The organism is Modestobacter sp. SYSU DS0290 (assembly GCF_054050955.1).
Genome location: NZ_JBJHAI010000009.1, coordinates 75,072 through 94,769, shown reverse-complemented (window position 1 = coordinate 94,769; position 19,698 = coordinate 75,072). Strand labels below are relative to the sequence as shown.

At 74.2% G+C, this 19,698-nt stretch carries 14 protein-coding genes; 2 read left to right on the top strand and 12 right to left on the bottom strand.

Features of this window, described 5'->3' with window-relative positions; all coding sequences use genetic code 11:
- Positions 1-320: 320 nt before the first annotated feature.
- The 9 genes from ACI795_RS10150 to ACI795_RS10110 all read right to left on the bottom strand — a co-directional run bounded on the left by ACI795_RS10150 (position 321) and on the right by ACI795_RS10110 (position 10,872).
- Complete coding sequence (locus ACI795_RS10150) at positions 321-1,379, bottom strand: methionine synthase (protein ID WP_457075372.1); 1,059 nt, start codon at positions 1,377-1,379, stop codon at positions 321-323.
- Positions 1,363-3,636: a bifunctional metallophosphatase/5'-nucleotidase gene (locus ACI795_RS10145; protein ID WP_457075371.1), complete on the bottom strand. Its 2,274-nt coding sequence runs from the start codon at positions 3,634-3,636 to the stop codon at positions 1,363-1,365. Before ACI795_RS10145 ends, ACI795_RS10150 begins: the two co-directional genes overlap by 17 nt.
- Before the next feature lie 176 nt (positions 3,637-3,812).
- On the bottom strand, positions 3,813-4,886 hold the full coding sequence (gene mnmA, locus ACI795_RS10140; protein ID WP_457075370.1) for a tRNA 2-thiouridine(34) synthase MnmA: 1,074 nt from the start codon (positions 4,884-4,886) through the stop codon (positions 3,813-3,815).
- 2 nt (positions 4,887-4,888) lie between these two features.
- Positions 4,889-6,079 (bottom strand): cysteine desulfurase family protein, encoded by a 1,191-nt coding sequence (locus ACI795_RS10135; RefSeq protein WP_457075369.1) that lies wholly within the window; start codon positions 6,077-6,079, stop codon positions 4,889-4,891.
- 154 nt (positions 6,080-6,233) lie between these two features.
- On the bottom strand, positions 6,234-7,196 hold the full coding sequence (locus tag ACI795_RS10130) for an electron transfer flavoprotein subunit alpha/FixB family protein (protein WP_457075368.1): 963 nt from the start codon (positions 7,194-7,196) through the stop codon (positions 6,234-6,236).
- A gap of 31 nt (positions 7,197-7,227) precedes the next feature.
- The gene (locus tag ACI795_RS10125; RefSeq protein WP_457075367.1) at positions 7,228-8,007 is read right to left on the bottom strand and encodes an electron transfer flavoprotein subunit beta/FixA family protein; all 780 of its coding nucleotides are present in this window, start codon (positions 8,005-8,007) and stop codon (positions 7,228-7,230) included.
- Between the two features lie 106 nt (positions 8,008-8,113).
- Positions 8,114-9,217 (bottom strand): L-cysteine desulfhydrase Cds1, encoded by a 1,104-nt coding sequence (gene cds1, locus ACI795_RS10120; RefSeq protein WP_457075366.1) that lies wholly within the window; start codon positions 9,215-9,217, stop codon positions 8,114-8,116.
- Positions 9,214-9,999, bottom strand: coding sequence for an enoyl-CoA hydratase/isomerase family protein (locus tag ACI795_RS10115; RefSeq protein WP_457075365.1), 786 nt, complete (start codon positions 9,997-9,999; stop codon positions 9,214-9,216). Before ACI795_RS10115 ends, cds1 begins: the two co-directional genes overlap by 4 nt.
- A gap of 75 nt (positions 10,000-10,074) precedes the next feature.
- Positions 10,075-10,872, bottom strand: a complete 798-nt coding sequence (locus ACI795_RS10110) for an ABC transporter ATP-binding protein (RefSeq protein ID WP_457075364.1) — start codon at positions 10,870-10,872, stop codon at positions 10,075-10,077.
- A 62-nt stretch (positions 10,873-10,934) separates the two neighbouring features.
- On the opposite strand from ACI795_RS10110, the gene glgX reads away from it, so the two are divergent.
- On the top strand, positions 10,935-13,106 hold the full coding sequence (gene glgX, locus ACI795_RS10105; protein WP_457075363.1) for a glycogen debranching protein GlgX: 2,172 nt from the start codon (positions 10,935-10,937) through the stop codon (positions 13,104-13,106).
- Positions 13,107-13,119: 13 nt separating this feature from the next.
- Here the strand turns inward: glgX and ACI795_RS10100 are convergent, their stop codons facing one another.
- The 3 genes from ACI795_RS10100 to glgP all read right to left on the bottom strand — a co-directional run bounded on the left by ACI795_RS10100 (position 13,120) and on the right by glgP (position 17,392).
- Entirely contained in the window at positions 13,120-13,677 is a 558-nt protein-coding gene (locus ACI795_RS10100; protein WP_457075362.1) for a hypothetical protein, read from the bottom strand.
- Positions 13,678-13,681: 4 nt separating this feature from the next.
- Entirely contained in the window at positions 13,682-14,665 is a 984-nt protein-coding gene (locus ACI795_RS10095) for an FHA domain-containing protein (protein WP_457075361.1), read from the bottom strand.
- 177 nt (positions 14,666-14,842) lie between these two features.
- The gene (gene glgP, locus ACI795_RS10090) at positions 14,843-17,392 is read right to left on the bottom strand and encodes an alpha-glucan family phosphorylase (RefSeq protein ID WP_457075360.1); all 2,550 of its coding nucleotides are present in this window, start codon (positions 17,390-17,392) and stop codon (positions 14,843-14,845) included.
- A gap of 196 nt (positions 17,393-17,588) precedes the next feature.
- Here glgP and ACI795_RS10085 point away from each other — a divergent pair, with 196 nt between their 5' ends.
- Positions 17,589-19,601: an alpha-1,4-glucan--maltose-1-phosphate maltosyltransferase gene (locus tag ACI795_RS10085; RefSeq protein WP_457075359.1), complete on the top strand. Its 2,013-nt coding sequence runs from the start codon at positions 17,589-17,591 to the stop codon at positions 19,599-19,601.
- The last annotated feature ends 97 nt before the right edge of the window (positions 19,602-19,698 follow it).

Here is a 19,698-nt window from a genome sequence, read left to right as displayed (position 1 = left end):
GTGGCCCCGCGCGCGAGATCGACGAGCGCCGTGGCGACTTCCTCGATGCCGTACTTGCTGCCGGCAACTCGTCCCCAGACGCCGGCCGGCTTCGGCGGCGGCCTCAGCCCGTGCTTGTGGATCGTTCCGTCCGCGGCCTCGTAGAAGCACCGCAGTCGCGGCCGGGGCGGGTTCCCATAGGTGCCCTGCTTGCGAACGGACGACCCGGAATGGGTCGGGCAGTTCGGGAGCGTTGGGTCAGGCGGGCGTGGCATCACCTACGACGGTAGGCAGCAGTTCGGACGGGGATAAGACTCACTCACCGTAGGGGAGGAGACCGCTCAGTCGGGCAGGAGGAACTTCGCCGCCTCGCGCACGTGCTGCATCGCCGCCCGGGCGTAGGCCGGGCTCGCCCCGGCCAGGCCGCAGGCGGGTGTCAGGGTGACCGCCTCGTGCAGGTGCTCGACCGGGAAGCCCAGTTCCCGCCACCACGACTGGACCCGGCTGGCGGTCACCTTCGGCGCGCCCAGCGCCGCGTCCGTCCCCGGCACGACACCGACCAGCAGGTGGGTGCCGGCCTCGACCGCGGTGCCGAGGTCGTCGAGGTCCTGGACCATCCCGAGGTCGAAGGAGACGGCGGCGGCCCCGGCGGCGCGGAAGAGCTCCAGCGGGGCCCGGTTGGCGCAGCAGTGCACGACCACCGGTGCCGCGATCGCGCCCACCAGGTCGGCGAGCTCCTCCTCCACCACCTGCGCCTCGACCGCGGGCAGCTTGCCGAAACCGCTGATCGTGGGCAGCCCGCCCTGCAGCACGGCCGGCACCGAGGGCTCGTCGATCTGGACGACGACCCGGGCGCCGGGCACCCGCCCGGTCACCGCGGCGACGTGGGCGGCGACGCCCTCGGCGAGCGACTGGGCCAGGTCCCGGCGGGCACCGGCGTCGACGACGGCCCGGTCGCCCCGCGTGCGCTCCAGCCCGGCGGCCAGCGTCCAGGGACCGGCCACCTGCACCTTGAACGGACCGACGTGGCCCTCGGCGACCTCGTGGAGGGCGTCGAGGTCGCGGGCCAGGATCTCCTGCGCCCGGCGCTGGTCGGCCCCGGGGCGCGGGACGAGCCGCCAGCCGGCCGGGACCAGGTCGACGGCGAGGTCGACCAGCAGGCCGGCGGAGCGGCCGATCATGTCCGCCCCGGCACCGCGCGCGGGCAGCTCGGGCAGGTGCGGGAAGTCCGGCAGCTCACCGACCACCACCCGCATCGCCTCGACCGGGTCGGTGCCGGGCAGCGACCCGACGCCGGAGGCCGGCCCCCACGACACGGGAGCCGGCCCCAGGTCCTGCTCCCCCGGCACGTCGGTGCCGGGGGTCGTGCTGTCGTCCGGGAACTCAGTCGGCGAGGCCACGGCGCCGACGGTAGCCCGCCGCCGTCACGAGCCCACCGGCCGCCAGCAGGGCGGCGCCGAGTCCGACCAGCTGCGCGGTCGGCACACCGGTGTAGGCCAGCGACCCGCCGCTCCCCTTGCCGCCACCACGGGAGCCGTCGTCCATGCCGCCACCCACCACGGGCTGGAGCGTGGGCTGGGTCGGCGCCGGCTGCGTGGGCGACGGGTGCGTCGGCTCGGTCGGGACCGGCGACGGGTGCGTCGGCTCGGTCGGCGTCGGCTCGGTGGGCGTCGGCTCGGTGGGCTCCGCCGGGCACTCGAACCCGGCCGCCGCCACGCCCTGGAGGCCGCTCACGCCGTCGACCGTGGTCACCGGCTCGGGCTCGGTGGTGGTGGTGCCCCCCAGCCCTGCCGGGGTCGGCGGCGTGGCGAACGTCGTCTGCTGCGCGTGGTCCGCGGCCGGGGCAGCCACCGGGGAGTTGGCCTCGAAGTACGCCACCGCGGTCTCGACGTCGACCGGGCCGGTGGCCGGGTCGGTGCCGTTGGTGAAGGCGGTGAAGGCGTCGCCGCCGCCGATGAGGAAGGAGTTCGCCGCCACCCGGTAGGTGGCCGCCGCATCGATCACCTCACCGTTCAGCGTGATCGAACCCGGGTCCACCCGCTGCCCGTACGGCTGCGCCGGGTCGTACTCGTAGCTGAAGCCCTCCGAGGTGCCCAGGATCAGCTGGCTGCCCCGGCCCTGGTCGCCCTGGAACTGCTGCTCGAGCACCGCCCGGACGTCGGCACCGGTCAGCGTCACGACGTTGACCGTGTTGCCGAAGGGCTGGACGTTGAACAGCTCGCTGTAGGTGACCTCGCCGGCCAGGATGTCCGTGCGCAGCCCACCGGGGTTCATGAAGGCGAGCACCGGGTTCCCGAAGGTGTCGTCCTGCACCGCCTCCAGCTGCATCTGCGCGACCAGGTTGCCCAGGCTCGACTCGCCGTCGCGGACCGGGACGAACACGCCGTCCGGCCCGAGGGTGCCGGCCCGGCGGATGTCCGCGGCGGCCTCCCCGACGACGCGGTTCCCGGCCTCGGCCGCCTGCGCCGTCCAGTGGTCGACGACCTCCGCGATCGCGACGTTCTCGGCCTCGCGCACGTTGAGCACGTTGCCGGCCCGGTAGTCGGCGCAGAGCCGGTCGACGTCCCCGGTGGCACCGTCGAGGACCAGGCGGATGTCGGTGAACATGCGGCCGTAGTACTCGGCCTGGGTGACCAGCCGCGGCTGGCCCGCCGGGTCGGTGAGCATGCAGTTGTAGCCCTGGTGGCTGTGCGCGCTGACGATCAGGTCGACCGCGGCGTCGGTCTCGGCGTTGATGTCGGCGATCGGACCGCTGAGCTGGGCGCAGCCGTTCGGGTCGGCGGCGTCGGCACCGGGGTTCTCCCCGCCCTCGTGCACCAGCGCGACGATCGCCTCGACGCCCTGCGCCCGCAGCTCCGGCACGTACCGGTTGATCGCCTCGGCCTCGTCGACGAACTCGACGTCGGCGATGCCACCGGGCGAGACGATGGTCGGGGTGGTGTCGGTGACCGCCCCGATGAAGCCGACGGCCTTGCCCTCGGCGACCTCGACCACCGCGTACGGCGGCAGCATGGGCTCACCGGTGTCGCGGGAGACGACGTTCGCGGCCAGGTACGGGAAGGCGGTGCCGGCGAACGCCGCGCCGGTGCTGTCGGTGAAGCAGCCAGTCCCCTCCGCCTCGGAGACGCCCTCGCAGGCGGTCACGTCGTCGCTGGCCACGCCGTCGGTGACCCCGGAGACCCGGCGCAGCTCGTCGGTACCGCGGTCGAACTCGTGGTTGCCGACGACGGAGACGGCCATGCCGAGGGCGTTCGCGACCTCGATGGTCGACTCGTCGCGGAAGACGCTGGACTCGAACGGCGAGGCGCCGATGACGTCGCCCAGGCCGATCAGCAGCGAGTCCTCGGCCGCGCCACCGTCGGCGACGAAGCCCGCACGCGCGCGCTCGATGGTCTCCGCGAGGCTCGCCGCGCCACCGACCTCGACGACGACGTCGTCGGCGGTGCCGTAGGCGCCGTCCGGGCCGGGCGCGGTCGCCTCGCCGTCGTCACCGCTGGGCTGGTTGATCCGGCCGTGGAAGTCGTTGACGGTCAGCAGCTGGACCGGTACGTCCGCCGCAGCGGTGGTCTCCGCGGACGCGCCCGCCGGGAAGGCGAGGGCGGCGGCGGAGGTGCTGACCGCCAGGGCGAGAGCCAGGGACAGGCGCGTTCGGCGCAAGGAGTCCTCCGTGGACAGGCGTCACCACGCCACCCGCGAGGGCGACCCGGAGACGGAGCTGACGTGCCTCCCGCATGGGAGCGGGAGGGAACGGACCGGGGTGGACCGGTCCGTCACGGGACGCTAGCGGCCCTCAGGGAGTGGCCCAAGAGGCTGCTGGGAGAGGACGAGCAGTGTTAACCCGCCGGACACACGGCGGCCTGGCCGAGCACCCGGTCACCGTGCACCGGGTCCGGCTCGTAGAGGACCGCCGACTGGCCCGGCGCGACGCCCCGCTGCGGGCGCCCCAGCTCGATCCGCAGGCCGCCGTCCGCGGCCGTGGAGACGGTGCACGGCACCGGCGTGCCGTGGGCGCGCAGCTGCACCTCCGCGGTGAGCGGCAGCGCGGGCGCGGGCCCGGTCCACGTCGGTGCCCCGGTGTGCACCTCGCCGACCTCGGCCTGCTCGGCGGTGCCGATCGTCACCGTGCGGCTCACCGGCTCGATGCCCAGCACGTAGCGCGGCCGCTGGTCACCGGTGCTGATCCCCAGTCCCCGCCGCTGCCCGACGGTGAAGCCGTAGGCGCCGGCGTGGGTGCCGACGGTCTCCCCGGTCAGGGCGTCCACCACCGGCCCGGGCTGCTCGCCCAGCCGGCGGGCGAGGAAGCCGCGGGTGTCGCCGTCGGCGATGAAGCAGATGTCGTGCGAGTCGGGCTTGGCGGCCACCGCATAGCCGCGCTCGGCGGCCAGCTCGCGCACCCGCTCCTTGGTCATGCCCCCCAGCGGGAAGGCGGCGCCGGCCAGCTGCGCCGGCGTGAGCACGCCCAGCACGTAGGACTGGTCCTTCGCGGCGTCCACCGAGCGGCGCAGCACGCCGTCGGCCAGCCGGGCGTGGTGGCCGGTGACGACGGCGTCGAAGCCCAGCGCCCGCGCGCGATCCAGCACCGCGGAGAACTTGATCTTCTCGTTGCAGCGCAGGCACGGGTTGGGCGTGCGGCCGGCGGCGTACTCGGCGACGAAGTCCTCGACGACGTCCTCCCGGAACCGGTCGGCCAGGTCCCACACGTAGAACGGGATGCCGAGCTCGTCGGCGACCCGCCGGGCGTCGTGCGCGTCCTCGACGCTGCAGCACCCCCGCGACCCGCTGCGCAGCTGCTGGCGGTCCGGGGAGAGCGCCAGGTGCACCCCGGTGACGTCGTGCCCGGCCTCCACCGCCAGCGCGGCGGCGACCGCCGAGTCCACTCCCCCGCTCATCGCGGCGATGACGCGCATGGTCAGGACCGCCCGGTGCCGGCGCGGCGCGCCCGCTCGACGACCGGCGCGATCACCTCGAGGACGGCGTCGACGTCGCCGTCGGTGGAGGTGTGACCGAGGCTGAAGCGCAGCGAGCTGCGGGCCCGGGCGGCATCGGCCCCCGTCGCCAGCAGCACGTGGCTGGGCCGGGCGACGCCGGCGCTGCACGCCGACCCGGTCGAGCACTCGATGCCGCGGGCGTCGAGCAGCATCAGCAGCGCATCGCCCTCCGCACCCGGGAAGGAGAGGTGCGCGTTGCCGGGCAGCCGGCCCGGCCCCCCGGCCAGCACGTCGTCGAGCGAGGGTCCGTTGAGCTGCGCGTCGGGCACCCGGGCGATGACGCCGGCCACCAGCCGGTCGCGCAGCGCGGCGACCCGCGCCCCCCGCTCGACCCGGTCGGCGACGGCCAGCTGCGTCGCGGTGGCGAGCCCGACGATCGCGGCGACGTCGAGGGTGCCCGACCGCACGTCGCGCTCCTGCCCCCCGCCGTGCAGCAGCGGCGTGCACTCGGCATCGCGGCGCAGCAGCAGCGCACCGGCGCCCATCGGCCCGCCGAGCTTGTGCCCGGTCATGGTCAGCGCGTCGACGCCGCTGGCCGTGAAGTCCACGGCCAGCTGCCCGACGGCCTGCACGGCGTCGGTGTGCAGCGGCACACCCACGGCGTGGGCGACCTCGGCGAGCCGCGCGACGTCGCTGACCGCGCCGATCTCGTTGTTGGCCCACATGACGCTGGCCAGTGCCACGTCGGCCCCGTCGCCGAGGGCGTCGGCGAGCGCCTCGGGGGTGATCCGGCCGCTGGGCTCGACCCGCAGCCAGGTGACCTCGGCGCCGTCGTGCTTCTCCAGCCACTCGACGCTGTCCAGGACGGCGTGGTGCTCGGCCGGGCTGGCCACGATCCGGCGCCGCCGGTCGTCGGCCCCCCGCCGCGCCCAGTACAGCCCCTTGACCGCGAGGTTGTCGCCCTCGGTGCCGCCAGCGGTGAACAGCACCTCCGACGGGCGGGCACCCAGGGCCGCGGCCAGCTGCTCGCGCGACTGCTCGGCCACCCGGCGGGCCTCGCGGCCGCTGGCGTGCAGCGAGGAGGCGTTGCCGACCCGGCCCAGCTGCGCGGCCATCGCCTCGACGGCGGCCGGCACCATCGGGGTGGTGGCCGCGTGGTCCAGGTAGGTCATGGCAGGTCCTGGTGGGTCATGGCACCGGCAAGCGTAGGCGCCGCGGAACGAGGCCGGTCGCCGGGCGCCCGGGTGGTGGACGTGGACGCCCCACACGCGCGTCGGGCACCGACCCGAGGTCGGTGCCCGACCAGCGAGGGACGTGCTGGAACGACTACGTGCGGGCGGCGATCTGCTCGGTGGCGGCGGGGACGACGGTGTTCAGGTCCCCGACCACCCCGAAGTCGGCCAGCTCGAAGATCGGCGCCTCGGGGTCCTTGTTGACCGCCACGATCGTCTTCGAGGTCTGCATGCCGGCGCGGTGCTGGATCGCACCGGAGATGCCCACCGCGATGTACAGCTGCGGGGAGACGGTCTTGCCGGTCTGGCCCACCTGGAAGGTGTGCGGGTAGAAGCCGGAGTCGACCGCCGCCCGCGAGGCGCCGACGGCGCCACCGAGCGCGTCGGCCAGGCGCTCGATGAGGGCGAAGTTCTCCGCGCTGGCCACGCCGCGGCCACCGGAGACGACGATCGACGCCTCGGTGAGCTCCGGGCGGCTGCTCTTCTGCTCCACCACCCGGTCGACCACGCGGGTCTGCCGGGCCTGCTCGGAGACCGAGACCGCCACGGTCTCCTCGGTGCCGGCGGCGGGGGCGGGCTCGGCGGTGACCGAGTTGCCGCGCAGCGTGTAGATCGGCGTCCCGACCGTCACCTTGGAGTGCACGATCGTCGCCCCCGCGAAGGCCACCTGGGTGGCGGTGCCGTCGGGGGCGATCTCCGTGACGTCGGTCAGGAAGCCGCTACCGGTCTTGAGAGCCAGCCGGGCGGCGATCTCCTTGCCCTCCGACGAGGACGGGATGACGACCGCCGCCGGCTGCTTCTCCGCGACCAGCTGTGCCAGCACCTCGGCCTTGGGGGCGACCAGGTAGGCGTCGACGTCGTCGGACTCCGCGACGTAGACCGTCGCCGCGCCGTACTCGGCCAGCTGCTCACGCACCGACGCGGCGGTGCCGGGCACGCCGAGCACGACCGCCGAGGGCTCACCCAGGGCGCGGGCGGCGGTCAGCGCCTCCAGCGTCGTCTTGCGCGCACCGCCGCCGGCCGGGTTCAGCTCGGCCAGGACCAGGACCTCTGCCATGTTCCGCTGCTCCTCTTCCTCGGGGTCCGGCTCAGACGATCTTCTGCTCGGCGAGGAAGCCGACCAGCTGGTCGGCGCCGTCACCGGAGTCGACGACCTTGACGCCCTCGCCCTTGGGCGGGCGGCCGGCGAAGTCGACGACGGCGCTGGTGGCGGTGGCCAGGCCGACGGTGGCCGGGTCGATGCCGAGGTCGGCGAGGGTCAGCGTCTCCACCGGCTTCTTCTTGGCGGCCATGATCCCCTTGAAGGAGGGGTACCGGGGCTCGTTGATCGTGTCCCAGGTGGAGACGATCGCCGGCAGCTGCGCCTCCAGCGCCCAGTAGCCGCCGTCGGTCTGCCGCTCGACCCGGGCCGTCGTACCCTCCACCGTGAGCTTGCGGGCGCCGGACAGCTGCGCGATGCCCAGCCGCTCGGCCAGCAGCGCGGGCATCACCGAGACCTGGCCGTCGGTCGACTCGGCGCCGCAGAGCACCAGGTCGTACTGCAGCCGGGAGAGCGCGGCGGCGAGCACGGCGCTGGTCTGCGGGGCGCAGGCCCCGTGCACCGCCGGGTCACTGACGTGCACGGCCTTGTCCGCGCCCATCGACAGCGCCTTGCGGATCGCGTCGGTGGCGGTGTCCGGGCCGACGGTCAGCACGGTCACCTCGCCGCCGTGCGCCTCCTTGAGGGTCAGCGCCTCCTCGATGGCGTACTCGTCCATCTCGTTGATGACGTTGTCGGCGGTGGCCCGGGCGACGGTGTTGTCCGCCGGGTCCAGCTTCCGCTCGCTGCCGGAGTCGGGGACCTGCTTGACCAGAACGACGATGTCCATCGTCAGACGACCTCCGCGGTGCTTCGTCGGGGCGCGGGCGGGGCCCGCCTCGCTGCCGATCGTCGAGGTTACTCATCGGTAATGACGGCGCGGAGGGTGGCCCCCGTCACGTCGGCGGCTGCCACTCCCCGGTCCGGGCGAAGTGCTCCAGGGTCCGGGTGCAGGGCCCCAGGTCCAGCCCCTGGGCCGCCACCCACGCGTCGGAGTGGTACGTGTCGGCGTACCGCTCGCCGCCGTCGCACAGCAGCGTCACCACGCTGCCGGTCCGGCCCGCGGCGAGCATCTCCGCCACCAGCCCGAAGGCCCCCCACAGGTTGGTGCCGGTCGAGCCACCGGCCCGCCGGCCGGTGACCCGCTGCAGGTGCCGCATCGCCGCGAGCGACCCCTCGTCGGGGACGCACACCATCCGGTCGACGATCGTGGGCACGAACGACGGCTCCACCCGGGGCCGGCCGATCCCCTCGATCCGCGACCCGCGCGCGGTGGCGGCCGGGTCGCCGTCCCGCCAGCCGGCGAAGAACGCCGACCCCTCGGGGTCGACGACGGCCAGCCGGGTGGGCAGCCGACGGTAGCGCAGGTACCGGCCGATCGTGGCGCTCGTGCCACCGGTCCCCGCCCCGACGACCACCCACTCCGGCACCGGGTGCCGCTCCCGGGCCAGCTGGTCGAACACCGACTCGGCGATGTTGTTGTTCCCGCGCCAGTCGGTGGCCCGCTCGGCGTTGGTGAACTGGTCCAGGTAGTGGCCGTCGCACTCGGCGGCGATGCGGCGGGCCTCGTCGTAGACGCTGCCGGCGTCGGCGACCAGGTGGCACCGGCCGCCGTGGAACTCGATCAGCGCGATCTTCTCCGGGCTGGTGGCCGCCGGCATGACCGCGACGAAGGGCAGCCCGAGCATCCGCGCGAAGTACGCCTCGCTCACCGCGGTCGAGCCGCTGGAGGCCTCCACCACCGTGCTGCCCTCGTGCAGCTGCCCGGAGCACAGCGCGTAGAGGAACAGCGACCGCGCCAGCCGGTGCTTGAGGCTGCCGGTCGGGTGGGTCGACTCGTCCTTGAGGTAGAGGTCGATCCCCCACTCCGCCGGCAGCGGGAACACCAGCAGGTGGGTGTCGGCGCTGCGGTGCGCGTCGGCCTCGACCAGCGCCACGGCGCGCTCGACCCAGGCCCGGCCGGCGCGGTCGGAGCGGTCGAGGTCGGCGGGGGCGCTCACCGGCCGGTGAAGGTGGCCTTGCCCGGCCCCTGCTCCAGGAACGAGCGCATCCCGGTCGCCTGGTCCTCGGTGTCGAACAGCTCGGCGAACAGCCGGCTCTCCAGCTGCAGCCCGGCCGCCAGGGACCCGTCCAGCCCCTCGTCGATCGCGCGCTTGGCCGCGGCCAGCGCCAGCGGCGGGCCGGCGGCGAACTTGCGGGCCATCGCCACCGCGGTGGCGTACACGTCGTCGTCCGGGACGACGGCGTCGGCCAGCCCCATCTCCAGCGCCTCCTCCGCGCCCACGTGCCGGCCGGTGAAGACCAGGTCCTTGGCCTTGGCCGGGCCGACCAGCCGGGCCAGCCGCTGGGTGCCCCCGGCACCGGGGATGACGCCCAGCAGGACCTCCGGCTGCCCCACCTTCGCCCCGGAGCCCATCACCCGGAAGTCCGCGCACAGCGCCAGCTCGTACCCGCCGCCCAGCGCGTAGCCGGTGATCGCGGCGATGACCGGCTTGGGGATCCGGGCCACCTCGGTGAACGACGCGGTGAGCTCCCGCCCCCAGGCGACCATGCTCGCGCCGGTCAGCCCGGCCATCGCCTGCACGTCGGCGCCGGCGGCGAAGACCCGCTCACCGCCGTAGAGGACGACGGCCCGCACGTCCTCCCGGGAGCCGGCCTCCAGGGCCGCGGCGCGCACCTCCCAGTGCACCTGCTCGTCGATGGCGTTCATCTTCGGCCGGTCCAGCCGGATCGTGCCGACCGGACCGTCGACCTGCAGGGTCACGAACTCCGGCTCGCTCATGCCCGCACCTTACGGCCGGCCCCCTCGCAGGGGCCCGCCGCGAGCGTGCGAGCGGTGGGGGGCGAGGGGGTCCTGCTAGGCGCGGCGGGCGGCGAACCGGCCGCGGTCGAGCTGGACGTCGAGGCTCACGCCGAAGGCCTCCGACAGCAGCGGCGCGGTGAGCACCTCGGCCATCGGGCCGGCGGCGACGACCTCCCCGGCGCGCAGCAGCAGCGCGTGGGTGTAGCCCGGCGGGATCTCCTCGACGTGGTGGGTGACCAGCACCTGGGCCGGCGCGTAGTGGTCGCGGGCCAGGCCGGTGAGCCGGGTGACCAGGTCCTCCCGCCCCCCGAGGTCCAGCCCGGCGCCGGGCTCGTCGAGCAGCAGCAGCTCGGGGTCGGTCATCAGCGCGCGGGCGATCTGGGTGCGCTTGCGCTCGCCCTCGCTGAGGGTGCCGAACGGCCGGTGCGCCATCGGGGCGATGCCCCACTGCTGCATGAGCATCGCCGCGCGGGTCAGGTCGTGGACGTCGTAGCGCTCCCGCCACCGGCCCACGACCGCGTAGCCGGCGCTGACCACGACGTCCCCGACCCGCTCCCCCGGGGAGATCCGCTGGGCCAGCGCGGCGCTGGTGAGCCCGATCCGCGGCCGCAGCTCGAAGACGTCGACGGCGCCGAGGGTCTCCCCCAGCACGTGCACCTCGCCGCGGGTCGGGTGCATCTGCGCACCGGCCAGCTGCAGCAGCGTCGTCTTCCCCGCCCCGTTGGGCCCCAGCAGCACCCAGCGCTCGTCGGCCCGGACGGTCCAGTCGACCCCGCGCAACAGGTGCGCCTGGCCCCGGACGACGTCCACACCCCGGATCTCGACGACGGGCTCGCTCTCCACGGGGGCCATCCAACCAACCTCCCGGGCGTCGCGACGGACGGGGCGGGGCCGTGTCGGGCACCATGCTCGGGGTGAGCGCTGCGACAGGGGCACGGTGGTCCGGCGGGACGGCGGAGGTGTGGCCGGGCAATCCGGCTCCCCTCGGGGCGCACTGGGACGGCACGGGCACCAACTTCGCCCTGTGGTCGGCCGGCGCGTCGGCGGTGGACCTGTGCCTGTTCGACGCCGACGGGACCGAGCACCGGCAACGGCTGCAGGAGACCACCCACCAGGTGTGGCACGGGCGGGTCCCCGGGGTCGGCCCCGGGCAGCGGTACGGCTACCGGGTGCACGGGCCCTTCGACCCGGCCTCCGGCGCCCGCCACAACCCGGCCAAGCTGCTGCTGGACCCCTACACCCGCGCCGTCGACGGCGAGCTGGTCCTCGATGACGCCCTGTTCGGCCACGACCGGTCCGACCCCACCGTCCCCGACCCCCGGGACTCCGCGCCGTACGTGCCGCGGGGCGTGGTCATCCACGACTCGTTCCCGTGGGACGGCGACACCCGGCTGGACACCGCCTGGTCGGACACGGTGGTCTACGAGGTGCACGTCAAGGGCGCGACCCAGCTGCACCCCGACGTCCCCCCGGCGCTGCGCGGCACCTACGCGGGCCTGGCCCACCCGGCCTTCGTCGAGCACCTGGTCTCCCTCGGCGTGACCGCCGTCGAGCTGCTGCCGGTGCACCACTTCGTCAGCGAGCCGCACCTGCTGCGGCGCGGGCTGACCAACCACTGGGGCTACAACACCCTCGGCTACTTCGCCCCGCACGCCGCCTACAGCTCGGTCGGTTCCCGCGGCGGGCAGGTGACCGAGTTCAAGGCGATGGTCAAGGCGCTGCACGCCGCCGGCATCGAGGTGATCCTCGACGTCGTCTACAACCACACCGCCGAGGGCGACCACACCGGCCCGACGCTGTCGTTCAAGGGCATCGACAACGCCGGCTACTACCGGCTCGGCGGTGAGGACCGCTCGCGCTACACCGACTACACCGGCTGCGGCAACACCCTCGACGTCCGGCGGCCGCCGGTGCTGGCGCTGCTGATGGACTCGCTGCGCTACTGGGTCACCGAGATGCACGTCGACGGGTTCCGCTTCGACCTCGCCTCCGCGCTGGCCCGCTCGATGCACGACGTCGACCGGCTGTCGGCGTTCTTCGACGTCGTCCACCAGGACCCGGTGGTCAGCACGGTGAAGCTGATCGCCGAGCCCTGGGACGTCGGCGAGGGCGGCTACCAGGTGGGCAACTTCCCGCCGCCGTGGACGGAGTGGAACGGCAAGTACCGCGACACGGTGCGCGACGTGTGGTCCGGGGCCCGGGTGGGCGTGCGCGACCTGGCCTACCGGCTGACCGGCTCCTCGGACCTCTACCGCTCCGACGGCCGCCGCCCGTTCGCCTCGGTCAACTTCGTCACCGCCCACGACGGCTTCACCATGGCCGACCTGGTCACCTACGAGACCAAGCGCAACGAGGCCAACGGCGAGGACAACCGGGACGGCGAGAGCCACAACCGGAACTGGAACTGCGGCGTCGAGGGCCCCACCGACGACCCGGAGATCACCGCCCTGCGCGCCCGGCAGGTACGCAACCACCTGGCCACCCTGCTGCTGTCCACCGGCGTGCCGATGCTCACCGCCGGCGACGAGCTGGGCCGCACCCAGGGCGGCAACAACAACGCCTACTGCCAGGACAACGAGGTCTCCTGGATCGACTGGGGGGCGATCGACGCCGACCTGTGGTCGTTCGTCGCGCACGCGGTCGGGCTGCGGCGGGCGCACCCGGCGCTGCGCCAGGAGGCCTTCTTCGAGGGCGCCGAGGTGGCCGGCACCGGCGGCACCCGGGACCTGGCCTGGTTCTCCCCCACCGGGGAGCAGCTCACCAGCGGCGACTGGTTCGACACCGGGCTGCAGACGGTGGGCATGTACCTCGACGGCCGCGGGCTCCGGCACCGCGACCAGCGCGGGCGGCCAGTGGTCGACGACTCCTGGCTGATCTGGCTGCACGCCGGCGCCGACGCGGTCGACGTCGTCCTGCCGGGCGACCCGTGGGGTGACGGGTACGAGCTGGTGCTGGCGACCGAGTACCCGACCGGCCAGCCGCCTCGGCCGACGGCGGTGGCGCCGGGCCCGGTGCAGCTGCCCGGCCGCTCGGTCTGGGCCCTGCGCGTGCTGCGCCCGCCGCAGCCGGAGGCCCACGCCGACTGAACGACGCCGCCCCTCAGCCGGCCGGGTAGCTGGTCACCAGGGCCGGCAGGTCCCGCCCGTCGACCAGCACCCGTTCGGTCGGCAGCGCGTCGGCGGCCGGCACGCTGTCCCGGTCCACCGCGAGGACGAGGCGGTAGGGGGCGTACTCCTCGGTGCAGCCGTTCCCGGGGACGTGCCGACGCTCCTCGAGGTTGACCTCGCCGTCCGCCACGGAGACGTCGCCGAGCCAGCCGGGACAGACGCCCGACTGCCCGCCGGAGAGGACGACGAGCACCTGCTCGGCGAAGTCGACGTCCTCCAGCGCCCCGTAGCGGCCGGGCTCGCGGGGCTCACCGCCGGCCGACGGCAGGTCGTCGGGGACGACCGTGGCCCACGCCGCCGCGGCCGTCGCTTCGTCGTGGGCGATCTCCAGCACGGTGTGGTACCCGCCGAAGTCCCCCCGGTCCAGGGACGGGCTCCAGCCGTCCGCCTTGACCAGCGTGGCCACGCCGTCCGCGGCGGGGGCGGAGCACGCCGCGACGGGCGGCGCAGCAAGCAGCGCGGCGACGATCCGCCATCGCGCCGCCGCCACGGTGCTACTCGGTGGCCTGCTCGAAGGTGATGACGGTCCAGCCGAGCAGCAGGCGGTCGCCGTCGGCGAGCACGTGCGGGACACCCGGCTCGAGCTGGGTCCACTCGGTGGCCTCGGGGCCGGCGACGTGGGTGCCGTTCAGCGAGCCCAGGTCGATCAGCGAGACCTCACGCCCGGCCCGCTGGATGGCGGCGTGCGCGGAGGACAGCACGTTCTGCGTGTCGGCGATCGGCACCGGGCGCGCCGTGCCGCCGGTGACCAGGTCGTGGCCGTCGGGACGGCGCCCGAGCACCAGGTCCTCGTCGACGGTGACGACCATGCCGTCGTCGAAGCGGAGCACCGGGGCCGCCGGGGGCTCCGGGCGCCAGAACGCGGTCTGCTCGCCCACCTGGGCGACCGACCCGGAGGCGACCGGCCCGGAGGCCGCCCGCCCGGCGCCGCTGAAGCCCGCGTCGGTGCCCGCGGTGAAGGACTCGCCACTGGGCAGGCCGGTGGACCGCGGGACGGCGACCGAGGGCGGCACGGCGGCGGCCAGCTGCAGCAGCGCGCCGGAACCGGGGACGGTGCCCTCGACCAGGTCGAGGGCGACCCCCGGCGGCATGGCCGCAGCCGGCTGCCCGGGGCCGACGTAGAGCGTCTGCCCGAGGGCGAAGCCCGAGGCCAGGGTGCAGCCGTCGGCGGCCGAGCCGGAGACCGGGACCCCGTCGACGGCCGGCTGGCCCTTCCCCGACCACAGCGCGACGCCGGAGCCGGCGCCCTCCGCGGTGTCGGCGAGGACCAGGGCGAAGGAGACGGGCCCGTCGGAGAGCCGGTTCACCTGTCCGGCGACGGCGGCGAGCACGCGGTCGGCGCCGGGACCACTGACGCCCAGACAGGCGTGCAGGGCGGCGACCAGGGCCGGTGAGCCGGGGGCGTCGACCCACAGCAGGCCGCCGCCGCGGCGGGCGACGACAGAGTCTCCGGGGAGCACCTCACAGCGGTCGGGCATGGAGGCCAGCCTAACGACGCGCACGCACATCGGAGCGCCCGCCACAGCGTGCCGCGCCGCGATCTCGACCCGTTGTGCACGGCACGTACCAACGGTCACACCTTCACCACCGAGGCTGCCACTTTCCGCAGTCGGCTCGGGACGGAGCGTGATCAACCGGTGATGAGGACACCACCTCTAGGCGTTGACCACGACCCCCAGCTCGGCCGGCGTGGCCAGCAGCTCCGAGTGCGGGAGCACCCGGACCGTGTAGCCGAAGGCGCCGGTGCGCTCCAGCGGCACGGTGGCGGTGAACCAGTGCCGGGAGCCCTCCGTCGCCTCGTGCGTCATCCGCACCGTCGTCACCTCGTGCAGGCCGTCGGCGTCATCGACCCGGCCGTAGGCCGCCTGCACCTCCACGTCGGCCGGCGTCAGCCCGGGCAGCTCGACCTCGGCGCGCAGGTCGATGCTCGAACCGATCTCCGGGGTGTCACCCAGGCCGGTGGCCTCCACGTGCGCGACCCGCACCGCCGACCAGTGCTCCAGCAGCCGCGACCGCCAGACGGCCTGGCTGCGGGCGGGCTCGTAGCCGCCGGCGGACAGCGCGCGGGCCGAGCCGGCGGCCGGGACGTAGAGCTGCTGCACGTAGTCGCGGACCATCCGGGTGGCCAGCACCTTCGGGCCGGTCTCGCGCAGCGTGTGCCGGACCATCTCGACCCAGCGGGTGGGGATGCCGTCGCGGTCGACCTCGTAGAAGCGCGGCAACACCTGCTTGTCCAGCAGGTCGTAGATGGCCTGCGCCTCGACCTCGTCGCGCCGGTCGTGGTCGGCGACGCCGTCGGCGGTGGGGATGGCCCAGCCGTTCTGCCCGTCGAACCACTCGTCCCACCACCCGTCGCGGATGGAGAGGTTCAGCCCGCCGTTGAGCGCGGACTTCATGCCCGACGTCCCGCACGCCTCCAGCGGGCGCAGCGGGTTGTTCAGCCAGACGTCGCAGCCCCAGTACAGGTAGCGCGCCATGCCGATGTCGTAGCCGGGCAGGAAGGCGATCCGGTGCCGGATCTCCGGGTCGTCGGCGAACTTGACCATCTGCTGGATCAGCTGCTTGCCACCGTCGTCGGCCGGGTGGCTCTTGCCGGCGATGACCAGCTGGATCGGGCGCTCCGGGTCCAGTAGCAGCGCCTTGAGCCGCGCGGGGTCGCGCAGCATCAGCGTCAGCCGCTTGTAGGAGGGCACCCGGCGGGCGAAGCCCACGGTGAGCACGTCGGGGTCGAAGGCGTCCTCGGTCCAGCCCAGCTCGGCCTCGGCAGCGCCGCGGGACAGCGCCGTCTCCCGGATCCGGCGGCGCACCTCCTCGACGAGCCGGCCGCGCAGCAGCCGCCGGGTGTTCCACAGCTCGCCGGCGTCGATCCGGTCGACGCCGTCGAAGTGCACCTCGCCCTGGACGTCGACCGGGTCACCCTGGCTGGTGGTCTGGGTCCCCAGCTCCACCAGCTCCCGCGCCGTCCAGGTCGGGGCGTGGACACCGTTCGTGATCGCCCCGATCGGCACGTCCTCGGGGTCGAAGCCCGGCCACAGCGCGCCGAACATGTCCCGGCTGACGTGGCCGTGCAGCTGGCTGACCCCGTTGGCCCGCTGGCCCAGGCGCAGCCCCATGTGGGCCATGTTGAACTTGGCCGGGTCCTCCTCGGCGCCCAGCGGGAGCAGGTGCTCCAGCGGGACGCCGAAGCCGGCGAAGTACCGCTCGATGAGCGCGCGCGGGAAGCGGTCGATCCCGGCCGGCACGGGGGTGTGGGTGGTGAAGACCGTGCCGCCGCGCACCGCCTGCAGCGCCTCGGGGAAGGTCAGCCCGTGGCTCTCGGTCAGCTCGCGGATCCGCTCCACGCCCTGGAAGCCGGCGTGGCCCTCGTTGGCGTGGAAGACCTCCGGCTGCGGGGTGCCGGTGAGCGAGCAGTAGGCGCGCAGCGCACGGACCCCGCCGATGCCCAGCAGCATCTCCTGGCGCAGCCGGTGGTCCTCCCCGCCGCCGTAGAGCCGGTCGGTGACGCTGCGCTCGGCGGGGGCGTTCTCCTCGATGTCGCTGTCGAGCAGCAGCAGCGCCACCCGGCCGACCTGCACCCGGTAGACGTGCGCGTGCAGCGTGCGGCCCTCGGGCAGCGGCACGGAGACGACCACTGCGTTGCCCTCCCCGTCGCGCACCAGCTTCAGCGGCAGGCCGTGCGGGTCGAGCGAGGGGTAGTGCTCCAGCTGCCAGCCGTCGGCGGACAGGCCCTGGGAGAAGTAGCCTGCGCGGTAGAGCAGCCCGACCCCGATGAGCGGCACCCCCAGGTCCGAGGCGGCCTTGAGGTGGTCACCGGCGAGGATGCCCAGGCCGCCGGAGTACTGCGGCAGCACCTCGGTGATGCCGAACTCGGCGGAGAAGTAGGCGATCGTCGCCGGGGCCTCGTCGCCCAGCGACTGGTACCAGTGCGGCGCGTCCAGGTACTCCTGCAGGTCGTCGGTCGCGTCCTGCAGCCGGCGCAGGAAGCGGCGGTCCCCGGCCAGGGCGGCCAGCCGTTCGGCCGACACCTCACCGAGCACCTTCACCGGGTCGCCGCCGCAGCTGTTCCACAGCTCCGGGTCCAGCGCCTCGAACAGGTCACGGGTCTCCGGGTGCCACGACCAGCGCAGGTTCGTCACCAGCTGGGACAGCGGCAGCAGCGCCTCGGGCAGCGAGGCTCGGACGGTGAGTCGACGCAGGGCTCGCACGCGCCCGACCCTAGCCGCGGCGGCCGGTCCGCACCGGGTCGGACGACCTGCGTCCTCGCGTCCGCCCGGACCCTGCCCGACCCCGCCCCCGCGGGTCGGGCGCAGGGGTCCGGCGACCCGGCCCACCTCCCTCTCCTGGCGGAGGGGAGATCACTTCGAAGTGCCCACCAGCGCGGATGTGGATAGCGTTGCCGCGATGACTGGCCGCGCTGACCTCCGCCTCGGCATCACCGATGTCGCCCCCGTCGTGTCGTGCGGGTCGTTCTCGACCCGCGCCGTGGTCGGCGAGCACCTGCCGATCACCGCCACCGTCTTCCGCGAGGGCCACGATGCCGTGGCCGCCACCGTGGTGCTCACGCCCCCGGCCGGCTCCGCGGGGACGCCCTCCTCGGCCCGGATGCGGAAGTTCGGGCCCGAGCCCGACCGCTGGACCGCCACCGTCGTCCCCGACCAGGAGGGTCTGTGGACCTACCGGGTCGAGGCGTGGGACGACCCGCTGAGCACCTGGCACCACGACGTCGAGGTCAAGGTGGAGGCCGGCCAGGGGGCCGACGAGCTCGCCAACGACCTCGAGTCCGGAGCCCGCCTGCTCGAGGAGGTGGCCGCCACCGCCCCCGAGGAGCACCGCCCGGCGCTGCACGAGGCCGTGGCGGCGCTGCGCGACGGCGGGCGCGAGCTCACCGCACGGCTGGCGCCGGCGTTCGCGCCCGCGCTGCAGCGCGTGCTCGACGAGCACCCGGTGCGCCGGCTGGTCACCCCGACCCGGGAGTACGAGCTGTGGGTCGACCGCCCGCGGGCGCTCTACGGTTCCTGGTACGAGTTCTTCCCGCGCTCGGAGGGCCCGGTCGTCGGTGGCCAGCCCACCCACGGCACCTTCGCCCAGGCCGCCGACCGGCTGCCGGCGATCGCCGACATGGGCTTCGACGTCGTCTACCTGCCGCCGATCCACCCGATCGGCAAGGTCAACCGCAAGGGGAAGAACAACACCCTGGTCGCCACCCCCGAGGACGTCGGGTCGCCGTGGGCGATCGGCAGCGACGAGGGCGGCCACGACGCCGTCCACCCGCAGCTGGGCACGCTCGACGACTTCAAGGCCTTCGTCGGCCGCACCCGCGAGCTGGGCATGGAGGTCGCCCTCGACCTGGCCCTCCAGGCGGCGCCGGACCACCCGTGGGTGCGCGAGCACCCGGAGTGGTTCACCACCAAGCCCGACGGGACCATCGCGTACGCGGAGAACCCGCCGAAGAAGTACCAGGACATCTACCCGCTGAACTTCGACAACGACCCCGAGGGCCTCTACGCCGAGGTGCTGCGGGTCGTGCGGCACTGGATGGACGCCGGGGTGCGGGTGTTCCGGGTCGACAACCCGCACACCAAGCCGCTCAACTTCTGGCACTGGATCATCTGGGAGGTCAAGCAGACCGACCCGGACGTGCTGTTCCTCGCCGAGGCCTTCACCCGGCCGGCGATGATGCACCAGCTCGCCCGGCTGGGCTTCACCCAGAGCTACACCTACTTCACCTGGCGCACGGAGAAGTGGGAGCTGGAGGAGTACGGCCGTGAGCTGGCCGCCAACGCGCACTACATGCGGCCGAACTTCTTCGTCAACACCCCGGACATCCTGCACGAGACCCTGCAGGTCGGCGGGCCGCCGATGTTCAAGATCCGGGCCGTGCTCGCCTCGATGATGAGCCCCACCTGGGGCGTCTACTCCGGCTACGAGCTGTTCGAGCACGTAGGCCTGCGCCCGGGCAGCGAGGAGTACCTGGACACCGAGAAGTTCCAGCTGCGCCCGCGTGACTGGGCCGGCGCCGAGGCCAGCGGCCGCACGCTGGCGCCCTACCTCCGCCGGCTCAACGAGGTCCGCCGCGCGCACCCGGCGCTGCAGCAGCTGCGCACGCTCCGGTTCCACCACATCGACAACGAGAACCTGCTCTGCTTCTCCAAGACCGACCCCGGCTCGGACGACGCGGTGCTCGTGGTGGTCTCGCTGAACAGCAGCTACACCCAGATCGGGACCACGTCGCTGGACATGCCGGCCCTCGGGCTCGACTGGTCCGACCGGTTCTCGGTCACCGACGAGATCACCGGCGCGCACTACGACTGGGGCCAGCACAACTACGTCGAACTGGACCCCTACCGGGAGCCGGCCCACGTGTTCACCGTGCACCGGAGCCTGTCCGCCCCGGTGGACCCGATGACCCCCTGACGGGTCCCCCGACCGTCCTCACCCGCGACGGCGACGGACCTGCCGCGGCCGGCGCCGTCGCACCACCCAGCACCCCCGAGAACGAACGAGGACTTCA